The sequence below is a fragment of the Mycobacterium sp. pR1184 genome (genome assembly GCF_041287235.1).
Taxonomy (GTDB): domain Bacteria; phylum Actinomycetota; class Actinomycetes; order Mycobacteriales; family Mycobacteriaceae; genus Mycobacterium.
The window spans coordinates 35144-55076 of record NZ_JBGGKR010000020.1 but is presented as its reverse complement, the minus strand read 5'-3'; the positions used below and the strand labels follow the sequence as shown (position 1 = coordinate 55076).

General features: G+C 66.1%; 16 protein-coding genes. 11 read left to right on the top strand and 5 right to left on the bottom strand.

Annotated features, from left to right (window positions below):
• The first annotated feature begins 15 nt into the window (after positions 1-15).
• The 6 genes from ACAG21_RS26730 to ACAG21_RS26705 all read left to right on the top strand — a co-directional run bounded on the left by ACAG21_RS26730 (position 16) and on the right by ACAG21_RS26705 (position 5571).
• On the top strand, positions 16-822 hold the full coding sequence (locus ACAG21_RS26730) for an LLM class F420-dependent oxidoreductase (RefSeq protein WP_370499272.1): 807 nt from the start codon (positions 16-18) through the stop codon (positions 820-822).
• A gap of 113 nt (positions 823-935) precedes the next feature.
• Positions 936-1676, top strand: a complete 741-nt coding sequence (locus tag ACAG21_RS26725) for a GntR family transcriptional regulator (protein ID WP_370499271.1) — start codon at positions 936-938, stop codon at positions 1674-1676.
• Positions 1677-1725: 49 nt separating this feature from the next.
• Complete coding sequence (locus ACAG21_RS26720) at positions 1726-3534, top strand: ABC transporter substrate-binding protein/permease (RefSeq protein WP_370499270.1); 1809 nt, start codon at positions 1726-1728, stop codon at positions 3532-3534.
• A complete protein-coding gene (locus ACAG21_RS26715) occupies positions 3531-4280 on the top strand; it encodes an amino acid ABC transporter ATP-binding protein (RefSeq protein WP_370499269.1) in 750 nt (249 codons plus the stop codon). Before ACAG21_RS26720 ends, ACAG21_RS26715 begins: the two co-directional genes overlap by 4 nt.
• 64 nt (positions 4281-4344) lie before the next feature.
• The gene (locus ACAG21_RS26710; protein ID WP_370499268.1) at positions 4345-4851 is read left to right on the top strand and encodes a MarR family winged helix-turn-helix transcriptional regulator; all 507 of its coding nucleotides are present in this window, start codon (positions 4345-4347) and stop codon (positions 4849-4851) included.
• Between the two features lie 48 nt (positions 4852-4899).
• Positions 4900-5571: an SDR family oxidoreductase gene (locus ACAG21_RS26705; RefSeq protein ID WP_370499267.1), complete on the top strand. Its 672-nt coding sequence runs from the start codon at positions 4900-4902 to the stop codon at positions 5569-5571.
• A 6-nt stretch (positions 5572-5577) separates the two neighbouring features.
• Here the strand turns inward: ACAG21_RS26705 and leuS are convergent, their stop codons facing one another.
• On the bottom strand, positions 5578-8496 hold the full coding sequence (gene leuS / locus ACAG21_RS26700; protein ID WP_370499266.1) for a leucine--tRNA ligase: 2919 nt from the start codon (positions 8494-8496) through the stop codon (positions 5578-5580).
• A 187-nt stretch (positions 8497-8683) separates the two neighbouring features.
• Between leuS and ACAG21_RS26695 the strand changes: the two genes are divergently transcribed.
• The 3 genes from ACAG21_RS26695 (at position 8684) to ACAG21_RS26685 (ending at position 11305) form a co-directional block, all read left to right on the top strand.
• A complete protein-coding gene (locus tag ACAG21_RS26695) occupies positions 8684-9853 on the top strand; it encodes an LpqN/LpqT family lipoprotein (RefSeq protein ID WP_370499265.1) in 1170 nt (389 codons plus the stop codon).
• A 68-nt stretch (positions 9854-9921) separates the two neighbouring features.
• Positions 9922-10263, top strand: coding sequence for a hypothetical protein (locus tag ACAG21_RS26690; RefSeq protein WP_370499264.1), 342 nt, complete (start codon positions 9922-9924; stop codon positions 10261-10263).
• 37 nt (positions 10264-10300) lie between these two features.
• A complete protein-coding gene (locus tag ACAG21_RS26685) occupies positions 10301-11305 on the top strand; it encodes a bile acid:sodium symporter family protein (RefSeq protein WP_370499263.1) in 1005 nt (334 codons plus the stop codon).
• On the opposite strand, the gene ACAG21_RS26680 is transcribed toward ACAG21_RS26685, so the two are convergent.
• Positions 11302-11907 carry a YqgE/AlgH family protein gene (locus tag ACAG21_RS26680; protein ID WP_370499262.1) on the bottom strand — a complete coding sequence of 202 codons (606 nt, stop codon included), beginning with the start codon at positions 11905-11907 and terminating at the stop codon, positions 11302-11304. The two genes, ACAG21_RS26685 and ACAG21_RS26680, sit on opposite strands and share 4 nt — an antisense overlap.
• A 91-nt stretch (positions 11908-11998) precedes the next feature.
• Between ACAG21_RS26680 and ACAG21_RS26675 the strand changes: the two genes are divergently transcribed.
• Positions 11999-13336 carry an MFS transporter gene (locus ACAG21_RS26675; RefSeq protein WP_370499261.1) on the top strand — a complete coding sequence of 446 codons (1338 nt, stop codon included), beginning with the start codon at positions 11999-12001 and terminating at the stop codon, positions 13334-13336.
• Positions 13337-13345: 9 nt separating this feature from the next.
• Positions 13346-14119 (top strand): TIGR03084 family metal-binding protein, encoded by a 774-nt coding sequence (locus tag ACAG21_RS26670; protein ID WP_370499260.1) that lies wholly within the window; start codon positions 13346-13348, stop codon positions 14117-14119.
• 18 nt (positions 14120-14137) lie between these two features.
• Here the strand turns inward: ACAG21_RS26670 and ACAG21_RS26665 are convergent, their stop codons facing one another.
• From ACAG21_RS26665 to eccCa, 3 genes are all read right to left on the bottom strand, one after another.
• Positions 14138-15349 carry a PPE domain-containing protein gene (locus ACAG21_RS26665; protein WP_370499259.1) on the bottom strand — a complete coding sequence of 404 codons (1212 nt, stop codon included), beginning with the start codon at positions 15347-15349 and terminating at the stop codon, positions 14138-14140.
• A 9-nt stretch (positions 15350-15358) separates the two neighbouring features.
• Positions 15359-15670: a PE family protein gene (locus ACAG21_RS26660; RefSeq protein WP_370499258.1), complete on the bottom strand. Its 312-nt coding sequence runs from the start codon at positions 15668-15670 to the stop codon at positions 15359-15361.
• Between the two features lie 182 nt (positions 15671-15852).
• Entirely contained in the window at positions 15853-19932 is a 4080-nt protein-coding gene (gene eccCa / locus ACAG21_RS26655; RefSeq protein WP_370499257.1) for a type VII secretion protein EccCa, read from the bottom strand.
• Between the last annotated feature and the right edge of the window lies 1 nt (position 19933).

The following is a 19933-nucleotide window of genomic DNA, read 5'->3' as shown; positions in this document are numbered from 1 at the left end:
TCCTACGGTGGTCGTATGACCCATCCCGTTCGCATCGGTGTACAACTGCAGCCTCAGCACTCGCCCGAATACCGCCACATCCGCGACGCCGTGCGGCGCTGCGAGGACATGGGTGTCGACGTCGCATTCACCTGGGATCACTTCTTCCCGCTCTACGGTGATCCCGACGGCGCGCATTTCGAATGCTGGACGGTGCTGGCGGCCTGGGCCGAGCAGACATCGCGCATCGAATTCGGCGCGCTGGTGACGTGCAACTCGTACCGCAACCCCGAGCTGCTGGCCGACATGGCTCGCACCGTCGACCACATTTCCGACGGCCGGTTGATCCTGGGTATCGGATCCGGTTGGAAGGAAAAGGACTACGACGAGTACGGCTACGAATTCGGTACCGCGGGCAGCCGCCTCGACGACCTGGCCGCGGCCTTCCCGCGGATCACATCGCGGCTGGCCAAACTCAATCCCGCACCCGCCCGCGACATCCCGATACTGATCGGTGGCAAGGGTCCGCGAAAGACCCTGCGACTGGTTGCCGAGTACGGCGACATCTGGCACGGCTTCACCACGGTCGAGACCTACCCGGCCGCTGCGGCCGTGCTGGACGAGCATTGCGCCGCGGTCGGGCGCGACCCGGCCACGATCGAGCGGTCGGCCGGTGTGGAGGACAACAGCGGCGTGCGCCGCGGCGAGGGGGTCGACGGGTTGATCGCCAATGCCGAGGGGCTCACCGCGTTGGGCGTGACACTGCTGACGGTCGGCGTCAACGGTCCCGATTACGACCTCGGTGCGGCCGAGGCATTGTGCCGCTGGCGCGACGCGCGTTAATTGGGGTTCGCCTCCAATTCATCCGCCAAACACCTTAACGAATGCGCAAATACATGAGAAACTTTCCACCGCTGCTCGCTGGTGCGCAACTGCAACAGATTTGAAAGAGACTCATGCCGAAGAAATATGGGGTCAAAGAAAAGGACCAGGTTGTCAACCACATCCTGAACCTGGTGCTGACGGGCAAGCTGCGCAGCGGCGACCGCGTCGACCGCAACGAGATCGCACTCGGCTTGGGCGTCAGTCGCGTGCCGATTCAAGAAGCCCTGATTCAGCTCGAGCACGACGGCGTCGTGTCGACCCGCTATCACCGGGGCGCGTTCGTCGAGAGGTTCGACGAATCCACCGTCCTTGAGCATCACGAGCTTGACGGCATGCTCAACGCCATCGCCTCGGCTCGCGCTGCGAGTAACCCGACGCCGCGGATCCTGGGCGAACTCGATGCACTGATGCGCGCGATGCGCATCGCGAAAGACTCCCGGGTCTTTTCCGAACTCGCCGCGGAGTACCGGCGCGCCGTCAACGACGATTACGCCGGGCCTCGACTGCACGCCACCATCCGTGCCTCGCAAGACCTCATCCCCCACGCGTTCTGGTTGAGCTACCACAACAATCGCGACGACGTGCTGCCCTACTACGAGGACGAAACGGCCGCGATCCGCCGCCGTGACCCGGACGCCGCGCGGGCGGCGTGCGTCGGCCGCGCCTACCTGATGGCGCAGACCATGCTGGCCGAACTGTTCCGGCGCAGGGTTTTCGCGCCACCCGACGACGTTCGCCAGGTTGTTTCCGCGCCGCTTTCCGTTCTGGCGAAGACGGACGCGGTCTGCGCCGAGCCGTCGATGGCGCTCTAAATCGACTCTCGCCGCGACGAGTTGCCGACCGGTCGATACGGTGGCGGTGATGAACTCGTGCGAAGGCCCGCGCGCGAAGCGCGGAGCCAAGCTGTTCGGACTAACCACGACAATTTTGATCGTGGTCGGCCTGGTGCTGGCCGGACCCGCGTTCGCCGACCGAAACCAATGCGCGCCGGGCGGACCCGAGAGCGCGTCCGCCCTACCGAAAGACCTGACCACCATCGGCGGCGTCGGACGCGACGACGACCACACGACCGCCTCCGTCGAACCGCTCAGCGAGATCAACGTCAACTCGCTGGGCCTGAATTCACCCGGCGTTCTCAACGTCGGCACCCTGTCGGATGCCCCGCCCTCGGTCTGTGTTGACGCCAACGGCACCTTCAGCGGATTCGACAATCAGCTGCTGGCCGCGATGGCGAAAAAGCTGGGCCTGCAAGTCCGTTTCGCCAGCACCGATTTCTCGGCACTGCTGGCCGAAGTGGCGTCGCGGCGCTTCGACGTGGGCTCGTCATCGGTAAAAGCCACCGCTGCCCGGCGGCGTACCGTCGGGTTTACCAACGGCTACGACTTCGGCTACTACGCGCTGATCGTGCCACCCGGATCGCCGATCAAAGCCTTCAGTGATCTCGCTGCCGGGCAACGGATCGGCGTCGTCCAGGGCACCGTCGAGGAGTCCTACGTCGTCGACACCCTGCACCTGCAACCGGTGAAATACCCCGGCTTCGCCACCGTGTACGCCAGCCTCAAGACCCGCCAAATCGATGCCTGGGTAGCGCCGGCAGCCCTGGCCGCCAACGTGATGCATCCCGGCGATCCCGCGATGGTCGTGGCCAACGAGTTCAGCCCCGGCGACTTCGTCGCGTACCCGGTTGCCAACGACAACCCGGCACTGATCTCCGCGCTGAACTCCGCGCTCGACGCCGTCATCGCCGACGGCACCTGGTCGAAGCTCTACTCGGAATGGGTTCCGCGCCCGTTGCCACCGGGCTGGAAACCCGGATCCCGCGCCGCCCCGGCCCCGCACCTGCCGGACTTCGCGGCGATAGCGGCCAGCAACCACCACAAGTCGATGCACCCCCCGGCCCCGAAATCCGTACTGGCACAACTGCGCGACCAGTTCTTGGACTGGGATCTGTACAAACAAGCCGTCCCCGCGTTGCTGATGACGGGGCTGCCCAACACCTTGATCCTGACGAACAGCGCGCTGGCGATCGGGCTGGTGCTCGGCATGGTGCTGGCCATGGCGGGCTTGTCGAACTCATGGTGGCTGCGCTGGCCGGCGCGGATCTATACCGACATCTTCCGTGGTCTTCCCGAAGTCGTAATCATCTTGATCATCGGGATGGGGATCGGACCGCTCGTGGGCGGGTTGACGAACAACAACCCGTACCCGTTGGGTATCGCCGCGCTGGGACTGATGGCGGCCGCCTACATCGGCGAGATTCTGCGCTCGGGAATCCAGAGCGTCGATTCCGGCCAACTGGAGGCCGCGCGCGCACTCGGATTCAGCTATCCGGCCGCGATGCGGCTGGTCGTGGTGCCGCAAGGGGTCCGGCGGGTATTGCCCGCGCTGGTCAATCAGGCCATCGCGCTACTGAAGGGCTCGGCGCTGGTGTATTTCCTGGGTCTGGTGGCCCAGGAGCGAGAACTGTTCCAAGTGGGTCGCGACCTCAACGCGCAGACGGGCAACTTGTCGCCGTTGGTGGCCGCGGGCCTCTTCTATCTGTTATTGACTGTTCCGTTAACGCATTTGGTGAACTACATCGACGCGCGGCTGCGCCGCGGCGGCTCCAGTGACGAGTCAGAAGAGTCCGCCGCCATCTTCACCTCCACCCTCGGCCCGGGAATGACATGACCGACGCCAACGCTAGCCATGCCTCAGTCTCGTTGGAAGCCAGGGATATTCACAAAGCCCTCGGCGGGAACAAGGTCCTGCGCGGCGTCAGCTTCGAAGCCCCCGCGGGCACCACGGTGGCCGTCGTGGGACCGTCGGGCTCGGGTAAGTCGACGCTGCTGCGCGCGCTGAATCGACTCTACGAACCCGACAAGGGCGACATCCTGCTCGACGGGCACTCGGTGCTGCACGACGATCCCGACGAACTGCGTCAGCGCATCGGCATGGTGTTTCAGCATTACAACCTGTTTCCGCATCTGAGCATCCTCAAGAACGTGGCGCTGGGCCCACGCAAGTTACGCGGGCTGTCCGCGGACGAGGCCAAGGAACTCGCGCTGACTCAGCTGGAGCGAGTTGGCCTGAAGCACAAGGCCGGTGCCCGCCCCGGCATGCTGTCCGGGGGACAACAGCAACGGGTGGCGATCGCTCGGGCGTTGGCCATGGGTCCGCAGGTGATGTTCTTCGACGAGGCGACTTCCGCGCTGGATCCTGAGATGGTCAAGGGGGCATTGCAGCTCATCGCCGACCTCGGCGCCGGCGGTATGACGATGATTGTGGTCACGCACGAAATGGGTTTCGCCCGGTCGGCGTCGGACATCGTGGTATTCATGGATCGCGGCAAGGTGGTGGAATCCGGGCCACCAGAGCAGATATTCGAAGCGGCTAAGACCGAAAGACTGCAGCGATTCCTGTCCCAGGTGCTTTGACGGGCTAAAAATAGTCGCCGTAGCTACCTTGTACGCCACCCATATCGGGTTAGACTGCCGACTTATGGCGGACAGCGACTCCACCGCGGCCGAGGTGACCGAGCTTGCGGAAGGCTTGCACCGCGCGCTGTCCAAACTGTTTTCGATGCTGCGCCGCGGCGACCCCAGCGGAGTGGTCGCGGGCGAATTGACCTTGGCGCAGCTGTCGATCCTGGTCACCTTGCTCGATCAAGGCCCAATCCGGATGACGGATCTGGCCGCACACGAACGGGTGCGAACGCCCACCACGACGGTGGCGATCCGCCGGCTGGAGAAGATCGGATTGGTGAAGCGCTCGCGCGACCCGTCCGACCTGCGGGCCGTGCTGGTCGACATCACGCCGCGCGGCCGGGCCGTTCACGCCGAGTCGCTGGCTAATCGGCACGCGGCTCTGGCCGCGATGCTCAGCCAGCTCAACGAGTCCGATCTGAACATGCTGACCAAGGCGCTGGCACCGCTCGAGCGCCTGGCCTCGGGCGAGCCGACGTCGGGTCCCGCCGGCGGAGAGCCCCCCGCACGCAAGCGGGCCTGAAAGTACCTGTTTTCCAACGATATTGGTGCTGTCCGTAAACTGAGCTTCATGCCAACTGCACTCATCACTGGCGCCGGCGGAGGTATCGGTTCCGCCATCGCCACCGCGCTGGCCCCGACGCATACGCTGCTGCTGGCCGGTCGGCCCTCCGCCCGGCTCGACGCCGTCGCGCAGCGACTGGGCGCCACCACCTTCCCTCTGGACTTGACTGACATCGACGAGATCGCGGCCGCGTGCGAAATCGTGGACGCGCTCGACGTGTTGGTGCACAACGCGGGGGTGTCCGTCCCGGGCCGGGTCGCCGAGTCCCACGTCGACGAGTGGCGTGCCACCTTCAGCGTGAATGTCTTTGGGGCGGTTGCCCTTACGCTGGAACTGTTACCGGCCCTGCGCAGCGCTCGCGGTCAGGTGGTGTTCATCAACTCCGGAGCGGGGCGCGCGGTTTCACCCGGTATGGCGTCCTATTCGGCCAGCAAGTTCGCGCTGCGCGCGTTCGCCGACTCGCTGCGCATCGACGAGCCGGACCTGCGGGTCACCACGATATTTCCCGGCCGCACCGACACCGAGATGCAGCGCGACCTGGTCGCGTACGAGGGCGGTGAGTATGACGCCGACAAATTCTTGCAGCCCGAAACCGTCGCTGCCGCCGTCGCCCAAGCGGTGGCCACGCCACGCGACGGCCACGTTCACGAGGTGGTGCTGCGACCGGGCCGACGGTAATCGGCTTCAGACCACCAGGTTGACCAGCCGGCCGGCGACCACGATCACCTTGCGCGGGGTGGCCCCGGCCAGGAATGCCTGGACCTTTTCATCGCCCAGCGCGGCGGCTTTCAGCGTGGCGTCATCGGCATCGGCGGCCACCACCACCCGTCCGCGCACCTTGCCGTTGACCTGCACCGGGTACTCGACGGTGTCGGCCACCAGGTAGGCGGGGTCGGCTTCCGGGAAGGGGCCGTGCGCCAGCGACGTGGTGTGCCCCAGCCGCGACCACAACTCCTCGGCCATGTGCGGGGCCAGCGGTGCCAGCATCAGCACCAGCGGTTCGACCGCAGCGCGAGGTACCGCGTCGCGGTGCTCTTTGGTGAGGTGGTTGGTGTACTCGATCAGCTTGGCTGCGGCGGTGTTATTCCGCAGGGCCGCATAGTCTTCCGCGACACCCTCGATGGTGCGATGCAGTGCGCGCAGGGTCTCGGTGTTCAGCTGCTGCTGTTCGTCGGCCACCCGGGATTCGCCGGTGTTCTCGTCCACCACCAGCCGCCAGACCCGCTGCAAGAAACGGTGCGCGCCGATCACGTCCTTGGTCGCCCACGGCCGGGAAGCCTCCAGCGGGCCCATCGACATCTCGTACACCCGCAGGGTGTCCGCACCATACTCGTCACAGATGGTGTCCGGTGAGATCGAATTCTTCAGGCTCTTACCGATTTTGCCGAATTCCTGAAAGACCTCGATCTCGCCGTCGGGCCCCGCGTAGAAGTACTTGTTGTCCCGCTCGATCACCTCGTCGGCCGCGACATACGATCCACGCGAATCGGTGTAGGCAAACGCTTGAATGTAGCCCTGATTGACCAGCCGGCGGTACGGCTCTCGAGAACTGACGTGACCCAGGTCGTAGAGGACCTTGTGCCAGAACCTGGCATAGAGCAGGTGCAGCACGGCGTGCTCTGCTCCCCCGACATACAAGTCGACGCCGCCGGGGTCCTGCACACCGTGCTCGGCCGGGCGTGGGCCCATCCAATACGCCTCATTTTCCCTGGCGCAGAACCGTTCCGAGTTATGCGGATCGGTGTAGCGCAGTTCGTACCATGAGCTGCCGGCCCACTGCGGCATCACATTGGTATCGCGACTGTAAGGCTTGAGGCCGTCGCCCAAGTCCAGCTCGACGTGCACCCAGTCGCTCGCCTTGCCCAGCGGTGGTGACGGCTCGCTGTCGGCGTCGTCGGGGTCGAACAGTACCGGCGAATAGTCCGGGACGTCGGGCAGCTCCACCGGAAGCGCGGCCTCGTTCAGCGCGTGTGGGCGTCCGTCGTCGTCGTACACGATGGGGAACGGTTCGCCCCAATACCGCTGTCGGGCGAAAAGCCAGTCCCGCAACTTGAATTCGATTCGCGCACGGCCGCGGCCCTCGGACTCCAGCCGGGCGGTGATGGCCTCCTTGGCCGCCGCGACATCCATTCCGTCGAGGTAGCCGGAGTTCACCAACTCGCCATCGCCCACATACGCCGATTCCGAAATATCACCGCCCGCAATGACTTCGACGATCGGCAGACGGAATGTGCTGGCGAAATCCCAGTCCCGTTGATCGTGGCCCGGCACCGCCATGATGGCCCCGGTGCCGTAGCCCACCAATACATAGTCGGCGATGAACATCGGCACCGGCTTGCCGTTGGCCGGATTGGTCGCATAGCTACCCAGGAAGACGCCGGTCTTCTCCTTGCTCTCCTGACGCTCGAGATCCGACTTCGCGCCGATCGCACGCCGGTAGGCCGCGACGGCTTCCGCGGGCGTGGCGGCTCCGTACGTCCAGCTGGGGTCGACCCCGTCCGGCCAGGCGGCGGCGACGAGTTCGTCCACCAGGTCGTGCTCGGGAGCCAGCACCAGATAGGTTGCGCCGAACAAGGTGTCGGGCCGCGTGGTGAACACATCGATGTCGATGTCGGAGCCCTTGCGGTCGCCATTTTGGATGGTCGCCGAGAACAATGCCTCCGCGCCGGTGGAACGGCCGATCCAGTTGCGCTGCATGGACTTGACCTGATCGGGCCAGTCCAGCACGTCCAGGTCGTCGAGCAGCCGGTCGGAGTATGCGGTGATCCGCATCATCCACTGCCGCAACCGTTTACGGAACACCGGGAAGTTGCCGCGGTCGCTGCGGCCGTCGGAGGTGACCTCTTCGTTGGCCAGCACCGTGCCCAGGCCGGGGCACCAGTTCACCATCGAGTCCGCCCGGTACACCAGCCGGTAGCCGTCGATCACGTCGGCCCGCTCCCCCGCCGACAATGTCGCCCAGTCCCGGCCGTCGTCGAGACGACGGATACCGGAATCGAATTCGGCGACCAGTTCCGCAATGGGACGGGCCTTGGCGGCCGCGGTGTCGAACCACGCGTTGTAGATCTGCAAGAAGATCCATTGCGTCCATTTGTAGAACTCGACGTCGGTGGTCGAAAAGGATCGCCGATTGTCGTGCCCGAGGCCCAACCGACCCAGTTGCCGGCGGAAGTTGACGATGTTGGCCTCGGTCCTGGTGCGCGGATGGGTGCCGGTTTGCACCGCGTATTGCTCAGCGGGCAGCCCAAACGCATCAAAACCTAAGGCGTGCAGGACATTACGGCCGACCATCCGGAAGTAGCGCGCGTAGACGTCGGTGGCGATGTAGCCCAACGGGTGTCCGACGTGCAGACCGTCCCCCGACGGATACGGAAACATGTCCTGCACGAACAGTTTGTCGTCGGGGACCGGGGTGCCGTCGGTCGGCGCCAACGACCCCACCGGGTTGGGCACATTGAATGTCCCGAGCCGCGCCCAGTTGTCCTGCCAGGTGCCCTCAATGCTGGCAGCCAGCTCCGCCGTGTAACGGAATGGCGGCGCGTCGGACTCCGTCTGGGCATCCGCGGGGATGCTCGGCGACGAGGTGGTCGGCGGTTGGGTCACGTGAACAGCGTATAAGGACCGACTTGCCGGGCCCGCCGGCCACAGGTTGGTAAAGGTTGCGTTGCGCACAGATCAGAGGTTCATCCCAGCTCTATTTCGGCCCTGTCCAGCGCCTTTGGCCTCTGGTTACAGTCGGCCTCTATACGACGGATGCCGGTAGACCGGCCATTCGGAAGGACCGACAGAGATGACGCAGATCGCCGCCCCCTGGCACGCAGTCGCAGGCGGTTTCGCCGCCGGTGTGATCGGGTTCGCCCTGTTCTCAGGCGCGACGGCTTCGGCCGATCCTCTGGTGCCTGTTCCCCCGGGTCCTATCGTGCCGGTGCCGGCGAACCAGTACTACCCACCGGCGCCTGCTCCGGGCACAGCCAACAGCAACCGGTTCGTCCCCACCCCGCCGTCGGCGAACCCGTTCGCGCCGCCGAGCCTGGCCTCCGCGCCCATGGCACCCAACAGCATCGCGGCTCCGGCCGCGACGCCTAACGCCGCCGCGGTCGCGCCGGCGCAGCCGGCCATCACGCCGGCGGCCTCCGGAACCCTGCGCGACTACTTCCAATCGAAGGGCGTCAAGCTCGAGCCGCAGAAGCCGCAGGGCTTCAAGGCGCTCGACATCACGCTGCCGGTGCCCCCGCGCTGGACCCAGGTGCCCGACCCCAATGTGCCCGACGCGTTCGCGGTGATCGCCGACCGGCAGGGCAGCAGCGTCTACTCGTCAAACGCGCAGGTCGTGGTCTACAAGCTGGTCGGTAATTTCGATCCCCGAGAAGCCATCTCGCACGGCTACGTCGACAGTCAGAAGCTGCTGGCCTGGCAGTCGACGAACGCCTCGATGGCCGACTTCGACGGGTTCCCGTCGTCGGTGATCGAAGGCACCTACCGCGAGGGCGATATGACGCTGAACACCTCGCGCCGTCACGTCCTGGCCACCTCGGGCCACGACACGTACCTAGTGTCACTGTCGGTGACCACCGACCGGGCCGTCGCAGTCGGTGACGCGCCCGCCACCGACGCGATCATCAACGGTTTCCGGGTGACCGCGCCCGGGTCCGCCGCACCTGCCCCCGCCGCCCCGACTGCCGCACCCGTCGCGCTTCCGGCGCAAGCGGCCGCCGTCCCCGCGCAGGCGCCCGCCGTCCCCGCGCAGGCGCCCGCCGGCGTTCCCGCGCAAGCCCCCGCCCCGGTTGCGGCCCAGGCTCCCGCCGTCGCACCCGCGCAGGCTCCCGTTGGTGCGCCGGCCCGGCTTCCCGCGCAGCTGGCCGCGCCCAACCTGCCCTCCCCGCAGCCCGCGCCCAACCTGTTGGCCCTCGTACCCGGGCTTCCGCCGCTGCCGAACTTCAGTAACCTCGGCTCGCGCTAATTCGGCGCCGACACAAGGGTTGTGGAGCCCGGCGCGCGGATCGGTGACCGGCCTCGTATTGTGAGGCAATGCTGATCGCTGGGGTGGTGTGCGTATGTGCGGCGGTAGCTTCCGCCGGGTTCGGGGCTTGGTCGCTGTCTCACAACCACGCCGTCGACGGCACGCAACTGGCGTTGCGCGCAATGGCGCCGACCCAATTGGCCGCCGCGGTGATGCTGACCGCCGGTGGTGTGGTGGCACTGGCCGCATCGGCGCACACCGCGCTCGTGGTGCTGATCGTCTGCGTGGCCGGCGCGCTCGGCACGCTGGCCACAGGCTCGTGGCAGAGCGCGCGCTTCGCGCTGCGCCAGGAGGCGGCCGCACCCAGTTGCGCCGGTGCGTGCAGCGTCTGCACACAGTCCTGCCACTGACGTAATCCCCCGACGCCACGTCGTGCGACAGGCCGGCATGCTGAGGCGCTTGTCGTCGATCTTCGATCTGTTTCTGCTGGCTCTGGCCACCACCGTCGCGATTGCCTCCCTGTTCCCTGCCCGCGGCGATGCCGCCCAGGTGGCGTCAATCGCCGCCGAGTCCGCGATCGCGCTGCTGTTCTTCCTGTACGGCGCCCGACTGTCGCCGCAGCAGGCCTGGCACGGCGTGCGGCAATGGCGTTTGCACCTGCTGGTGCTGGCCACGACGTTCGTGCTGTTCCCGTTGCTGGGGCTGGCCGCTCGGGCCTTGGTGCCCTCGGTCCTGACGATGGACCTCTACAACGGCCTGCTGTTCCTGTGCCTGGTCCCGTCGACCGTGCAGTCGTCGATCGCCTTCACTTCGATTGCGCGGGGCCATGTTTCGGCCGCGATTGTCAGCGCGTCGCTGTCGAACATCCTCGGCATCGTGTTGACCCCGCTGCTGGTGGTGTCGCTGATGAACACCAGCGGCGCGGTCCACGTGGACGGCGGCTCGATCCGCGACATCGTCGTGCAGCTGTTGCTGCCGTTCGGCGCCGGCCAGCTGGCACGGCCCTGGATCGCAGGATTGATCCGTCGCTATGCGGCGGTGCTCAAGGTCGTCGACCGGGGATCCATCCTGCTGGTCGTGTACACGGCCTTCTCGATGGGCGTGGTCGAGGGCATCTGGTTCAGTGTCGACGTGTGGCGCCTGATCCTGGTTGCCTTGGTCGCGGCGGGACTGCTCGCCATCGTGCTGGCCGCCACCACGCTGACCGGCCGAATCGCGCGGCTGGACCGTGCCGATGCAATCGTGCTGCTGTTCTGTGGCTCGAAGAAGAGCCTGGCGTCTGGGCTGCCGATGGCGCTGGTGTTCTTCCCGGGCAACATCGTGGGCCTGACGATGTTGCCGCTGATGATCTTCCACCAGATCCAGCTGGTGGTGTGCGCGGTGATCGCCGCCAGACTCGCGCGGGAGGCCGACCAGACGTCGGCGCCGTCGGAGGTGGGGGAGCAGCCCTAGTTTCGGCTGACGTCGATCGGGTGGGTGGCCAGCAACGACAGGGGCCACGGCTGCCGGCGCAGAACCTGGCCCCACAAGTCTTCGTTCGCCCCGACCAGAACATCAGATGGCAACGCGGACAATACAATCCAGTCGTCGCGCTCGATCTCGCCCTCGAGCTGACCGATGGTCCAGCCCGAGTATCCGGCGTAGATCCGGACACCCTCGATCAGCGGGGCGATCAGGTCGGGCTCGGCGTCGAGGTCGACCATCACGATCCGTCCCGCGACATGTCGCAAACCCGGCACACCCTGTGGGTCCGCTCCGATCCTCAGCGCCGCCAGACACAGGGCGGCATCGCGCTTCACCGGGCCACCGATGAACATCGTCTTCGGCTTGGCGGCGAGTTTGGCCCACTGCGGCAACACGTTGTAGACCGCGGTCTCGCTGGACCGGTTGAGAACCACGCCCAGCGTGCCACCGTCGTTGTGCTCGACGATGTAAATGACGCTGCGCCGAAACGTCGGTTCGAGGAGATCGGTATTGGCCAGCAGCAAAGTGCCCGCACGCACCCGCTGAGCAGCGGGTGCGATGTAGTCTTCGGGATCTTCCGGCTGGGGCATCAGTCCATCATCGCACTCCCGTAGCATCGCTCGGCACAAGCAAACGCCGGGCGTAAATATTTGTACTGTTATTACTGCGGCATCGCGTGCGATGTCTTTGTCCAGCCCAATCGTGGAAGTCGGTTCTGTGTTCCAAACCCGGATGCCCTCGCGTGCACCCGTCGAACTCTGGCAGTCGGTGCGCGCCATGCCGGATTTCCGGCGGGTGATTCAGGTGCGCATGGCGAGCCAGTTCGGTGATGGGCTTTTCCAGGCGACGGTGGCCGGCGCGCTGCTGTTCAATCCGGACCGGGCGGCCGATCCTCTGTCGATCGCGTTCGCATTCGCGGTGCTGTTCTTGCCCTATTCGCTACTGGGTCCGTTCGCCGGGGCGCTGATGGACCGGTGGGACCGACGCTGGGTGCTGGTCGGCGCCAATGTGTGCCGGATGGTCCTGATCCTGGTGATCGGCACGATTCTCGCGGTGCGGGCCGGTGAGATGCCGCTGCTGCTCGGTGCCTTGTTGTTCAACGGCTTTTCCCGGTTCGTAGCCTCGGGCTTGTCGGCGTCGCTGCCGCACGTGGTGCCGCGCGAGCAGGTGGTCACGATGAACTCGCTCGCCACCGCCTCCGGCGCCATCGCGGCCTTCTTCGGCGCCAACTTCATGCTGATACCGCGCTGGTTTGTCGGCGGCAGCGATCGAGGCGCATCCGTCATCATCTTCATGGCGTTGATTCCGGTGCTAGGCGCGCTGCTGCTGTCCCTGCGGTTCGGCCCGCGGGTGCTGGGACCGGATGACACCAAGCGGGCGATCCACGGATCGGTTATATATGCGGTGATCACCGGATGGTTGCACGGTGCGCGCACGGTGGTGTCTACGCCGACGGTCGCTGCCGCGTTGTCCGGATTGGCGTCACACCGAATGGTGGTCGGTATCAACTCGCTGGTGATCCTGTTGCTGGCGCATCACACGAAAAACCCCGCGGTCGGCGGGCTGGGGATCGCGCTGGTGTTCTTCGCCGCATCGGGGCTCGGGTCGTTCATCGCCACGGTGCTGACCCCACCGACGGTGCGGCGCTGGGGACGCTATGCGGCCGCGAACGGCGCATTGGCCGCGGCCGCGCTGGTCCAACTGGCCGGAGTGGGGCTGACACTGCCGGTCATGGTGGGATGCAGCTTCTTCCTCGGCATCACCGGCCAAATGATCAAGCTGTGCGCCGACTCGGCGATGCAGATGGATGTCGACGACGCGCTGCGCGGCCATGTGTTCGCGGTGCAGGATGCGCTGTTCTGGGTGTCGTTCATCGTCTCGATCACGGTGGCCGCGATGTTGATCCCCGCCGACGGGCATGCGCCGACGTTCGTATTGTTCGGTTCGGCGATCTACCTGGCCGGGCTCGTCGTGCACAGTGTCATCGGCAGGCGTGGTCAGCCGGCGAACAGTCGTTAGGAGGTCAGGATGGCTGATGCGGGTCCGATGGTGGCCGATCTGCGTGCCGAAAGCGACGATCTCGACACGCTGGTGGCGCCGCTGACCGAGGCGCGCTGGTCCGACCCGACGCCCTCGCCGGGCTGGACCGTCGCACACCAGATCGCGCACCTGTTGTGGACCGACCGGGTCGCACTGCTCTCGGTCACCGACGAGCCGGGGTTCGCCGAGGTGCTGGCCGGCGCGATGCAGAACCCCCTCGGCTTTGTCGACGCGGGCGCCGAGGACCTGGCGGCCACGCCTCCGGCGGAACTGCTCAGCGATTGGCGGGCAACCCGCGGCCGGCTGCACGACGCGCTGCTCACCGCCGAGGAAAGCCGGAAGCTGCCGTGGTTCGGACCGCCGATGAGCCCCGCGTCGATGGCCACCGCCCGGTTGATGGAGACCTGGGCACACGGACTGGACGTCGCCGACGCGCTCGGCGTCAAGCGAGCGCCCACCGCCCGTCTGCGCTCGATCGCCCATCTGGGGGTGCGCACTCGCGATTACGCGTTCGCGGTCAACGAGCTCACTCCGCCGGCCGAGCCGTTCCTGGTCGAGCTGCGTGCGCCCGGCGGCGACGTCTGGTCCTGGGGGCCGGCCGATGCGGCCCAACGGGTCACCGGAGCGGCCGAGGATTTCTGCTTCTTGGTCACGCAGCGCCGGCCGCTGAGCGCTCTCGACCTCACCGCACACGGGCCCGACGCCCAACGCTGGCTGGAGATCGCGCAGGCATTCGCCGGCCCACCCGGGCCCGGTCGATAGCCGAGAGTAAAGCCGACGCTAGGTCTCGTCGGGCGGTTCGCCGCCGCCTACGACGACACGAGCGCGCGTGACATCCTTATCGGCTTGGCCTTCCTTGCCGTGCCCGAGCATGCCGGCCGGAGACATCGGCATCGGCGAGCCCCCCATGCCGCTGCTGGTCGGAGAGGTAGGCGGGCGCAACTCGGACGCGTTCAGCACGCCGGCGCGCAAGCTGGTCGGTCGCCCGCCGGCTTCGGGTTCGAAGCTGCTGGTGGGGCGGGTGTAGCTGGTCAGGCCGGCGCCCGGGAAACCGCCTCCACCGCCCACGCCGCCGCCTCCGGCCGCGCCGCCAAGCGGACTGGTCGCTCCGGCCAGCACGGCTGGCTCGGCAGCGACACCAGCCGCGCCCGCATTGCCCGCACCGGCCGAGGAAAACGCGCCCGTCAACGACTGCATCAGCCCTTGCGGCATGCTGGCCATCCCCTGAAACGCATCCATCGGAGCCTTGACCACCTCTTGCAGCTGACCGGTCAGGCCGGAGATCATCTGCAGCGGCTGCTGCATCATCGAACTGAGCTGGCTCCCGCCTTCGGCGGGTGCCGCCGCTGCCTGGCCCGCGCCCTGCGTCGCCTGACTCCCTGCCTGCATCGCGCCATTCATCCCGCTCTGGGCCGCCGCCTGCGCCACGGCCGATGCGGCCACCGCGGGCGCGGCTGGTGAGGCGCCCATCGGTGCCAGGGGTGGTGGAACGGCCAACGCCGCGACGAGTGTCGCCAGTGTGCTGGAGTACGCCCAACCGATGGCCGAGTTAGTCGGCCAGTGATGCCCGTAGTACTCGGCGTCCCGCTCGCCCATCGGCATGGTGTTCTGCCCGAACCAGTTGGTATGGGCCAAGACGACCCACTCGAACCGGTTGGTCGTCGACACGACGGACGGGACGACCGTGGACCGCGCGAGCATGAAGGCCTCGACTGCGGCCGTCGTGACGCCGATCTTCTCCGCGGTCCAGCCCATCAGCGTTTGCAGGCCGGTGTTGAGACCGGTCGAGGTGATCATCGAGGCGATCGCGCCCGCACCCTGCCAGTGCGCGGCCGTGGCCACCGCGTTGGCGCTGGAAAGACCGGCCGCGACTCCGTTATTGGTGGTCTCGGTGACCCACACCGCATTATTGGCGAGGACCGAGGCCGGGTTGCCTGCCTCGAAGATCTGAGCGACGATCTCGGGCGGACCATTGAACCTAGGGTCGGCCATGCTGGCTGCTTAAGCAGAAACAGCGCTCGCGGCCGCGTTGGCCATATCGGTGCCGACGCCAGTGGCAGACGCAAGACCCTGCGCGCCGGAGAAGGCGGCCCGTTGCCCGGCGTGCTCGGCCGCGGTCGCCAAGTAAGCCGCACCGGCCGCGTTCAGCGCGGCGGCGAATTCGATGGAATCGGCATCCGGCGCCATCGGCAGCACACCAACCAGCGCCGCCGAGCCGGCTGCTGTGGTGGCCGCCATCTCCTGGCTGAGTGCTCCTTCGGTGGCCGCCGACAAGTCGACGGCGCCCGGCACCATATCAAACAGACCGCTCATTGTGACCCTCCGTATTTGCGAATGCCCGGTTTCAACCGTGAGGGGTATACCCCCTTTTGGCTGGCTCCCCACCAGGCAAGTTGTGTCCGTCGAAACATCGCGGAATGGATCGATTCTATGGGGGTCTGCAGCAGCTGTCGATTCACCTTTTCGGCACCCCCGGCCGATCCCTCAGATTCGGCCTATTCCGGAGTTCCTACCAGCACACCTTCGATCGCACCATCGGTGGTGACGAGCAGGCCGCGCCCCGGCGGTAGTTGCTGAGCGCTGACCCTGGCGAATACCTTTACCGTCGCGGGGTCGTTGTCCATGAATAGGGTCGGCGCTCGCGAACTCGTCATCTTCTGCAGGAATGGATTGGTCACCGAGACCCCGGCCCAGTTTCCGGGCAAGCGCGACGCAATCACGTGCAGGCCTATCTCTCGACTGCGCTCGATCAGTCCCCACAACGGAGCGCTCGCGCCCGCCTTGCCGATCGCCCCGTGTGGGCGCAGTTCCTGCTCGTCGTCGATCAGAAGGAAATGGTGCGGGCCCTCCCACGTACTGCGGCTCAGCAACTCTTCTTGACTCAGACCGGAGGGAGGAAGCCGGTCGCGCATCAGCGCCGCCAACTCCTCGATCACGGTATCGATGTCGTCGGCGGTGTAGGCGTACGCCCGTACGTGCGGTCCCCGAATTTTGCCGATCAGCGACGTCTTGGGATCGATGATGGTGATCTGCGCCTGCTCGGGACTAAACCGGCTCATGACCGCCTGACCGAAGGCAGCCAGCGTCGTCGTCTTGCCGCACAACTGCCGACCCAGCACCAACATGCTGGGCACCGTTCGCGTCGGCAAATACGTTGGCTGCAAAGCGCTTTCGCCGATGGCGAAGGGAACATTGAACGGATCGGCTGCCACATCGGTCTGCGCGAACGCCTCGATGATCTGGGCGAGCTGAATTTGTTCGGGCAACCGCGCCAGCTTCTCCAGCCTGCCCACACCGGTCACTTCGGCAATGACCGCACCGAGTTGCCGGGTCGTCACCCGTTCACCGGCGGCCGAGATGATCTCCGGTACGCCGACCAGCAACTCGTGGCCTTCACGGGTGACGCCGAACCCGGGTCGATCCAGCGTGTTGCGCGCGGCCTTTCGGCGCTCGAGGCCCTCGCCCATTTGGGTTTCGTCCGGGTTGCTCAGCCGCAGCTGGATGCGGGCATTCGACACGTTGACCAGCGCCTGCTTTTGCCCTACCAGCCACGCGGTGGCAGTCGTCGCGACATGGACCCCGTACGAGAGGCCCTGGCGTGCGATCGACACCACCCGGTCTCCCATCGCAGCATCCTTGTCGTACAGGTCGCTGAAGTTGTCGACGACGAGGAAGACGTCGCCGAACTTGTCGGCCGGATCAGTGCTGCCTTCCCGCTCGGTCCCGAATCGCCGTTCCCGAAACTCTGAGATGTCGATCTGGTACTGCTTGAACGCTGCCTCGCGCGCGAGGATCAAGCCTTCGATCGACGCGACGGTCCTCGAGACGCCCTCCTTGTCCGTTTGGCTGACGACGGACGCCACGTGCGGTAGCTCTTCGACGGGATACAGCGAAGCGCCGATGCAGAAGAACGTCACCCGCTCGGGCCGATACATCAATGCGGCCGAGGTGATCAGCGACATCAGCGTGGTCGATTTGCCGCGCTGAGCGGTCGCCACCACCATGATGTTGTCCATCTCGGCGTCGATGGCGTGCACCCGCTGCGCGTGGTCTTCGGGGATGTCGACAACGCCCACCGGGAACACCAGACCGGGGTTGTCGCCGTAGTCGACGTACCACGGCTTGCGCCGCCAGCTCGCCACCAGCACGTCCATCGTCTCACTGACTTCCAAAGGCGGCAGCCATATTTGGTGGGGCGGACGCGCACTGTGCGACATCAGCGACTCGCGGATCACGTCGACCAGTTTCTTCTTCCGGAATCCGTCGGAGTGGAACAGGAACTCGTCGGGCTCCTCGGGCTCGTCCGCGACGGCCAACGCTTCGCTGTCGGCTTCACTGAGCGGCTGGTAGGCCCAGGTGAGCGCCCGTGGTTGCGAAAAGCTCATCGCCACAGTCTTATTCACGTTGACCGCCCGCTTGGGTACCACGAACGGGGCGGATACATAGAAGCACCGGAACTGCTCGAGGTCGCGTGGGCCAACCTTGAGCAGGGCGTAACCGTTCTCCTTCGACGGCAGATGCAGGGCCGCGTCGCTACCGATCACGTCGCGGGAGTCCTCCGCGGTCTCCGCACGCAGGGCTACCCGAAAGGCGATGTTGCTCTTGACTTTGCTGAGCGACGACAGATCCAGCCGCTGACCGCCAAGCGTGAAGAAGACGTTACAGCCGCGGCCCTCTTGCCCGATGTGGATGACCAGATCGATCCATTCCGGATGATGAATGAACAATTCGAGGTATTCGTCGATGATCACCAGCAGAATCGGCACGGGCTCCAGGTCGCGGCCGGCGAGGCGCATTTCTTCGTACTCGTTGGCGTCGCGGGCCCCGGCTTGGTTGAAAAGCCGGTACCGCCGTGCGATCTCGCCGTTGACAGCCTTGCGCATTCGCTCGGCTAGATGACGGTCGTCCTTGCCCAGGTTGGACAGCGAACCCGCGACGTGGGGGAACCCCTGTAGATCCTGGGCCGCGGATTCGAACTTCATGTCGACGAAAATCACGATGAACGTCTCGGGGGAGTGCGTCAACGCGATCCCGGTGCACAGCGAAAGGAAGTATTCCGACTTGCCGGAACCGGACGTTCCGATCACCACCGAGTGGAATCCGAAACCACCAAAGTCTTTGGCGCGCAGGATAATCTGTTGCAGCTCACCGCCTTGCTTGACACCCACCGGCATCATCGCCCATTTGTGGTCGCCGCGACCGCGGCTCTCGCCCCAGAGGCGGTCGACGTCGAGTTCGCGGGGGTCGCTGATGCCCAGCGCGCGCAACAATTCGCCGCCTTGGCTGTCGGTTTCCGACAGGTCTCCGGCGCTCATCGGGGACCAGCGGGCGAGTGCCCGCGCGTACCGGTTGGCGGTGCTTTCGGCGAGCATGTCCGCCACGGCGTAAAACGTGCCGCGGTGGGTGAGTCTGCCTTCCCGCAGCACGAAACGTTCACTGTCGTCGCTGAATCCGACGCCGAGACCGGCCCGGGTGGCCAGCCGCAACACCGTGATACCGGCCATGCCCTTCTGCCCGGTGACGCCCTCCCATTGCTCGGGGGTGCCGACGTTGTCGTCGACAATCACCCAGTGCGGCCCCAGCGCCAGACCGGGGCTGGACTCGATCGGCGATGGCATGGACGTCGGGCTCATGCCGACCGGCGGTGTCCACGGTCCGCGGCCCTTGCGGTGCAGCTCGGCGTCGAGCGCCTCTTCTAGTTCGGTGGGGGAAGTGAAGATCAACCGGCGCAGTCCGCACGCGTCGAACATCTCGTCGTGCTGGTTGTGCGGCAGCCACACCAGCCAGGACCACAATTCGGGGTGGCGGGTGACCACCATGACTTTGAGATCGCTGGAGCTGTGGTAGACGGCTAGCGAGCACAGGATCGAACGGGCCAGGCTGTGCAGTTCGCCCGGATCGTCGCCGACGAAGCTGAAGCCGGGTTTGGACCGCAGGCTCAGCACCTTGCCGATTCCGCGGATCTTGCTCTGCTCGAGAATGAAATCTCTTAGTGCACCGCCGGTTACGGGTTCGAGCTCTTCGCCGATCGGAACATCGGGCCACTGCAGCGACACCGCGGATTCGCTGGCTTGCTGGATCCCGATCCCCAGCCGGACGTCGAGGAAGTCCGGGTCGGCAGGGCGCCGTTCCCACATCCGCGGTCCACCGATCACGGTGTCGAGCTGCTGCGGATCGCCATGCACGAACAGCTGGCTGCGTCGCTGATCCTGAGCGGCGCGTTGCACTTCGTCGCGGTCGTCGTCGAGCTGACGCAGGTAGGCCCGGCGCTGCTTTTCTTGTTCGCCCCAACTGATTCGGCGCCCGCGCCCCAAACGCCCGCTGAACATCAGCGTGCCGAACCCGACCAGACCGATCATCGGGAAGAAGCCTGACTGGAGGGATCGAATCCCGGACGCGTACATCACCACGAGCGTGCCGATGATTCCGACCAGCAACGCGGGAACCGCGATCATCAGCAGGATGTTGCGGGGCTCACGTTCGGGCAGTGCCAGGGGTGCGGCGACGGCGATGCGCACCGGCGGAACATTCGGCGCGGGCTTGCGGCTGCCGCGGACGAAACCTCGTTTGGACATC

Bases quoted from the DNA above. Each gene is read 5' to 3' on its own strand.
- ACAG21_RS26730 (WP_370499272.1), top strand. From the start codon at position 16: ATGACCCATCCCGTTCGCATCGGTGTACAACTGCAGCCTCAGCACTCG.
- ACAG21_RS26725 (WP_370499271.1), top strand. From the start codon at position 936: ATGCCGAAGAAATATGGGGTCAAAGAAAAGGACCAGGTTGTCAACCAC.
- ACAG21_RS26720 (WP_370499270.1), top strand. From the start codon at position 1,726: ATGAACTCGTGCGAAGGCCCGCGCGCGAAGCGCGGAGCCAAGCTGTTC.
- ACAG21_RS26715 (WP_370499269.1), top strand. From the start codon at position 3,531: ATGACCGACGCCAACGCTAGCCATGCCTCAGTCTCGTTGGAAGCCAGG.
- ACAG21_RS26710 (WP_370499268.1), top strand. From the start codon at position 4,345: ATGGCGGACAGCGACTCCACCGCGGCCGAGGTGACCGAGCTTGCGGAA.
- ACAG21_RS26705 (WP_370499267.1), top strand. From the start codon at position 4,900: ATGCCAACTGCACTCATCACTGGCGCCGGCGGAGGTATCGGTTCCGCC.
- ACAG21_RS26695 (WP_370499265.1), top strand. From the start codon at position 8,684: ATGACGCAGATCGCCGCCCCCTGGCACGCAGTCGCAGGCGGTTTCGCC.
- ACAG21_RS26690 (WP_370499264.1), top strand. From the start codon at position 9,922: ATGCTGATCGCTGGGGTGGTGTGCGTATGTGCGGCGGTAGCTTCCGCC.
- ACAG21_RS26685 (WP_370499263.1), top strand. From the start codon at position 10,301: ATGCTGAGGCGCTTGTCGTCGATCTTCGATCTGTTTCTGCTGGCTCTG.
- ACAG21_RS26680 (WP_370499262.1), bottom strand. From the start codon at position 11,907: ATGCCCCAGCCGGAAGATCCCGAAGACTACATCGCACCCGCTGCTCAG.
- ACAG21_RS26675 (WP_370499261.1), top strand. From the start codon at position 11,999: ATGTCTTTGTCCAGCCCAATCGTGGAAGTCGGTTCTGTGTTCCAAACC.
- ACAG21_RS26670 (WP_370499260.1), top strand. From the start codon at position 13,346: ATGGCTGATGCGGGTCCGATGGTGGCCGATCTGCGTGCCGAAAGCGAC.
- ACAG21_RS26665 (WP_370499259.1), bottom strand. From the start codon at position 15,349: ATGGCCGACCCTAGGTTCAATGGTCCGCCCGAGATCGTCGCTCAGATC.
- ACAG21_RS26660 (WP_370499258.1), bottom strand. From the start codon at position 15,670: ATGAGCGGTCTGTTTGATATGGTGCCGGGCGCCGTCGACTTGTCGGCG.
- eccCa (WP_370499257.1), bottom strand. From the start codon at position 19,932: ATGTCCAAACGAGGTTTCGTCCGCGGCAGCCGCAAGCCCGCGCCGAAT.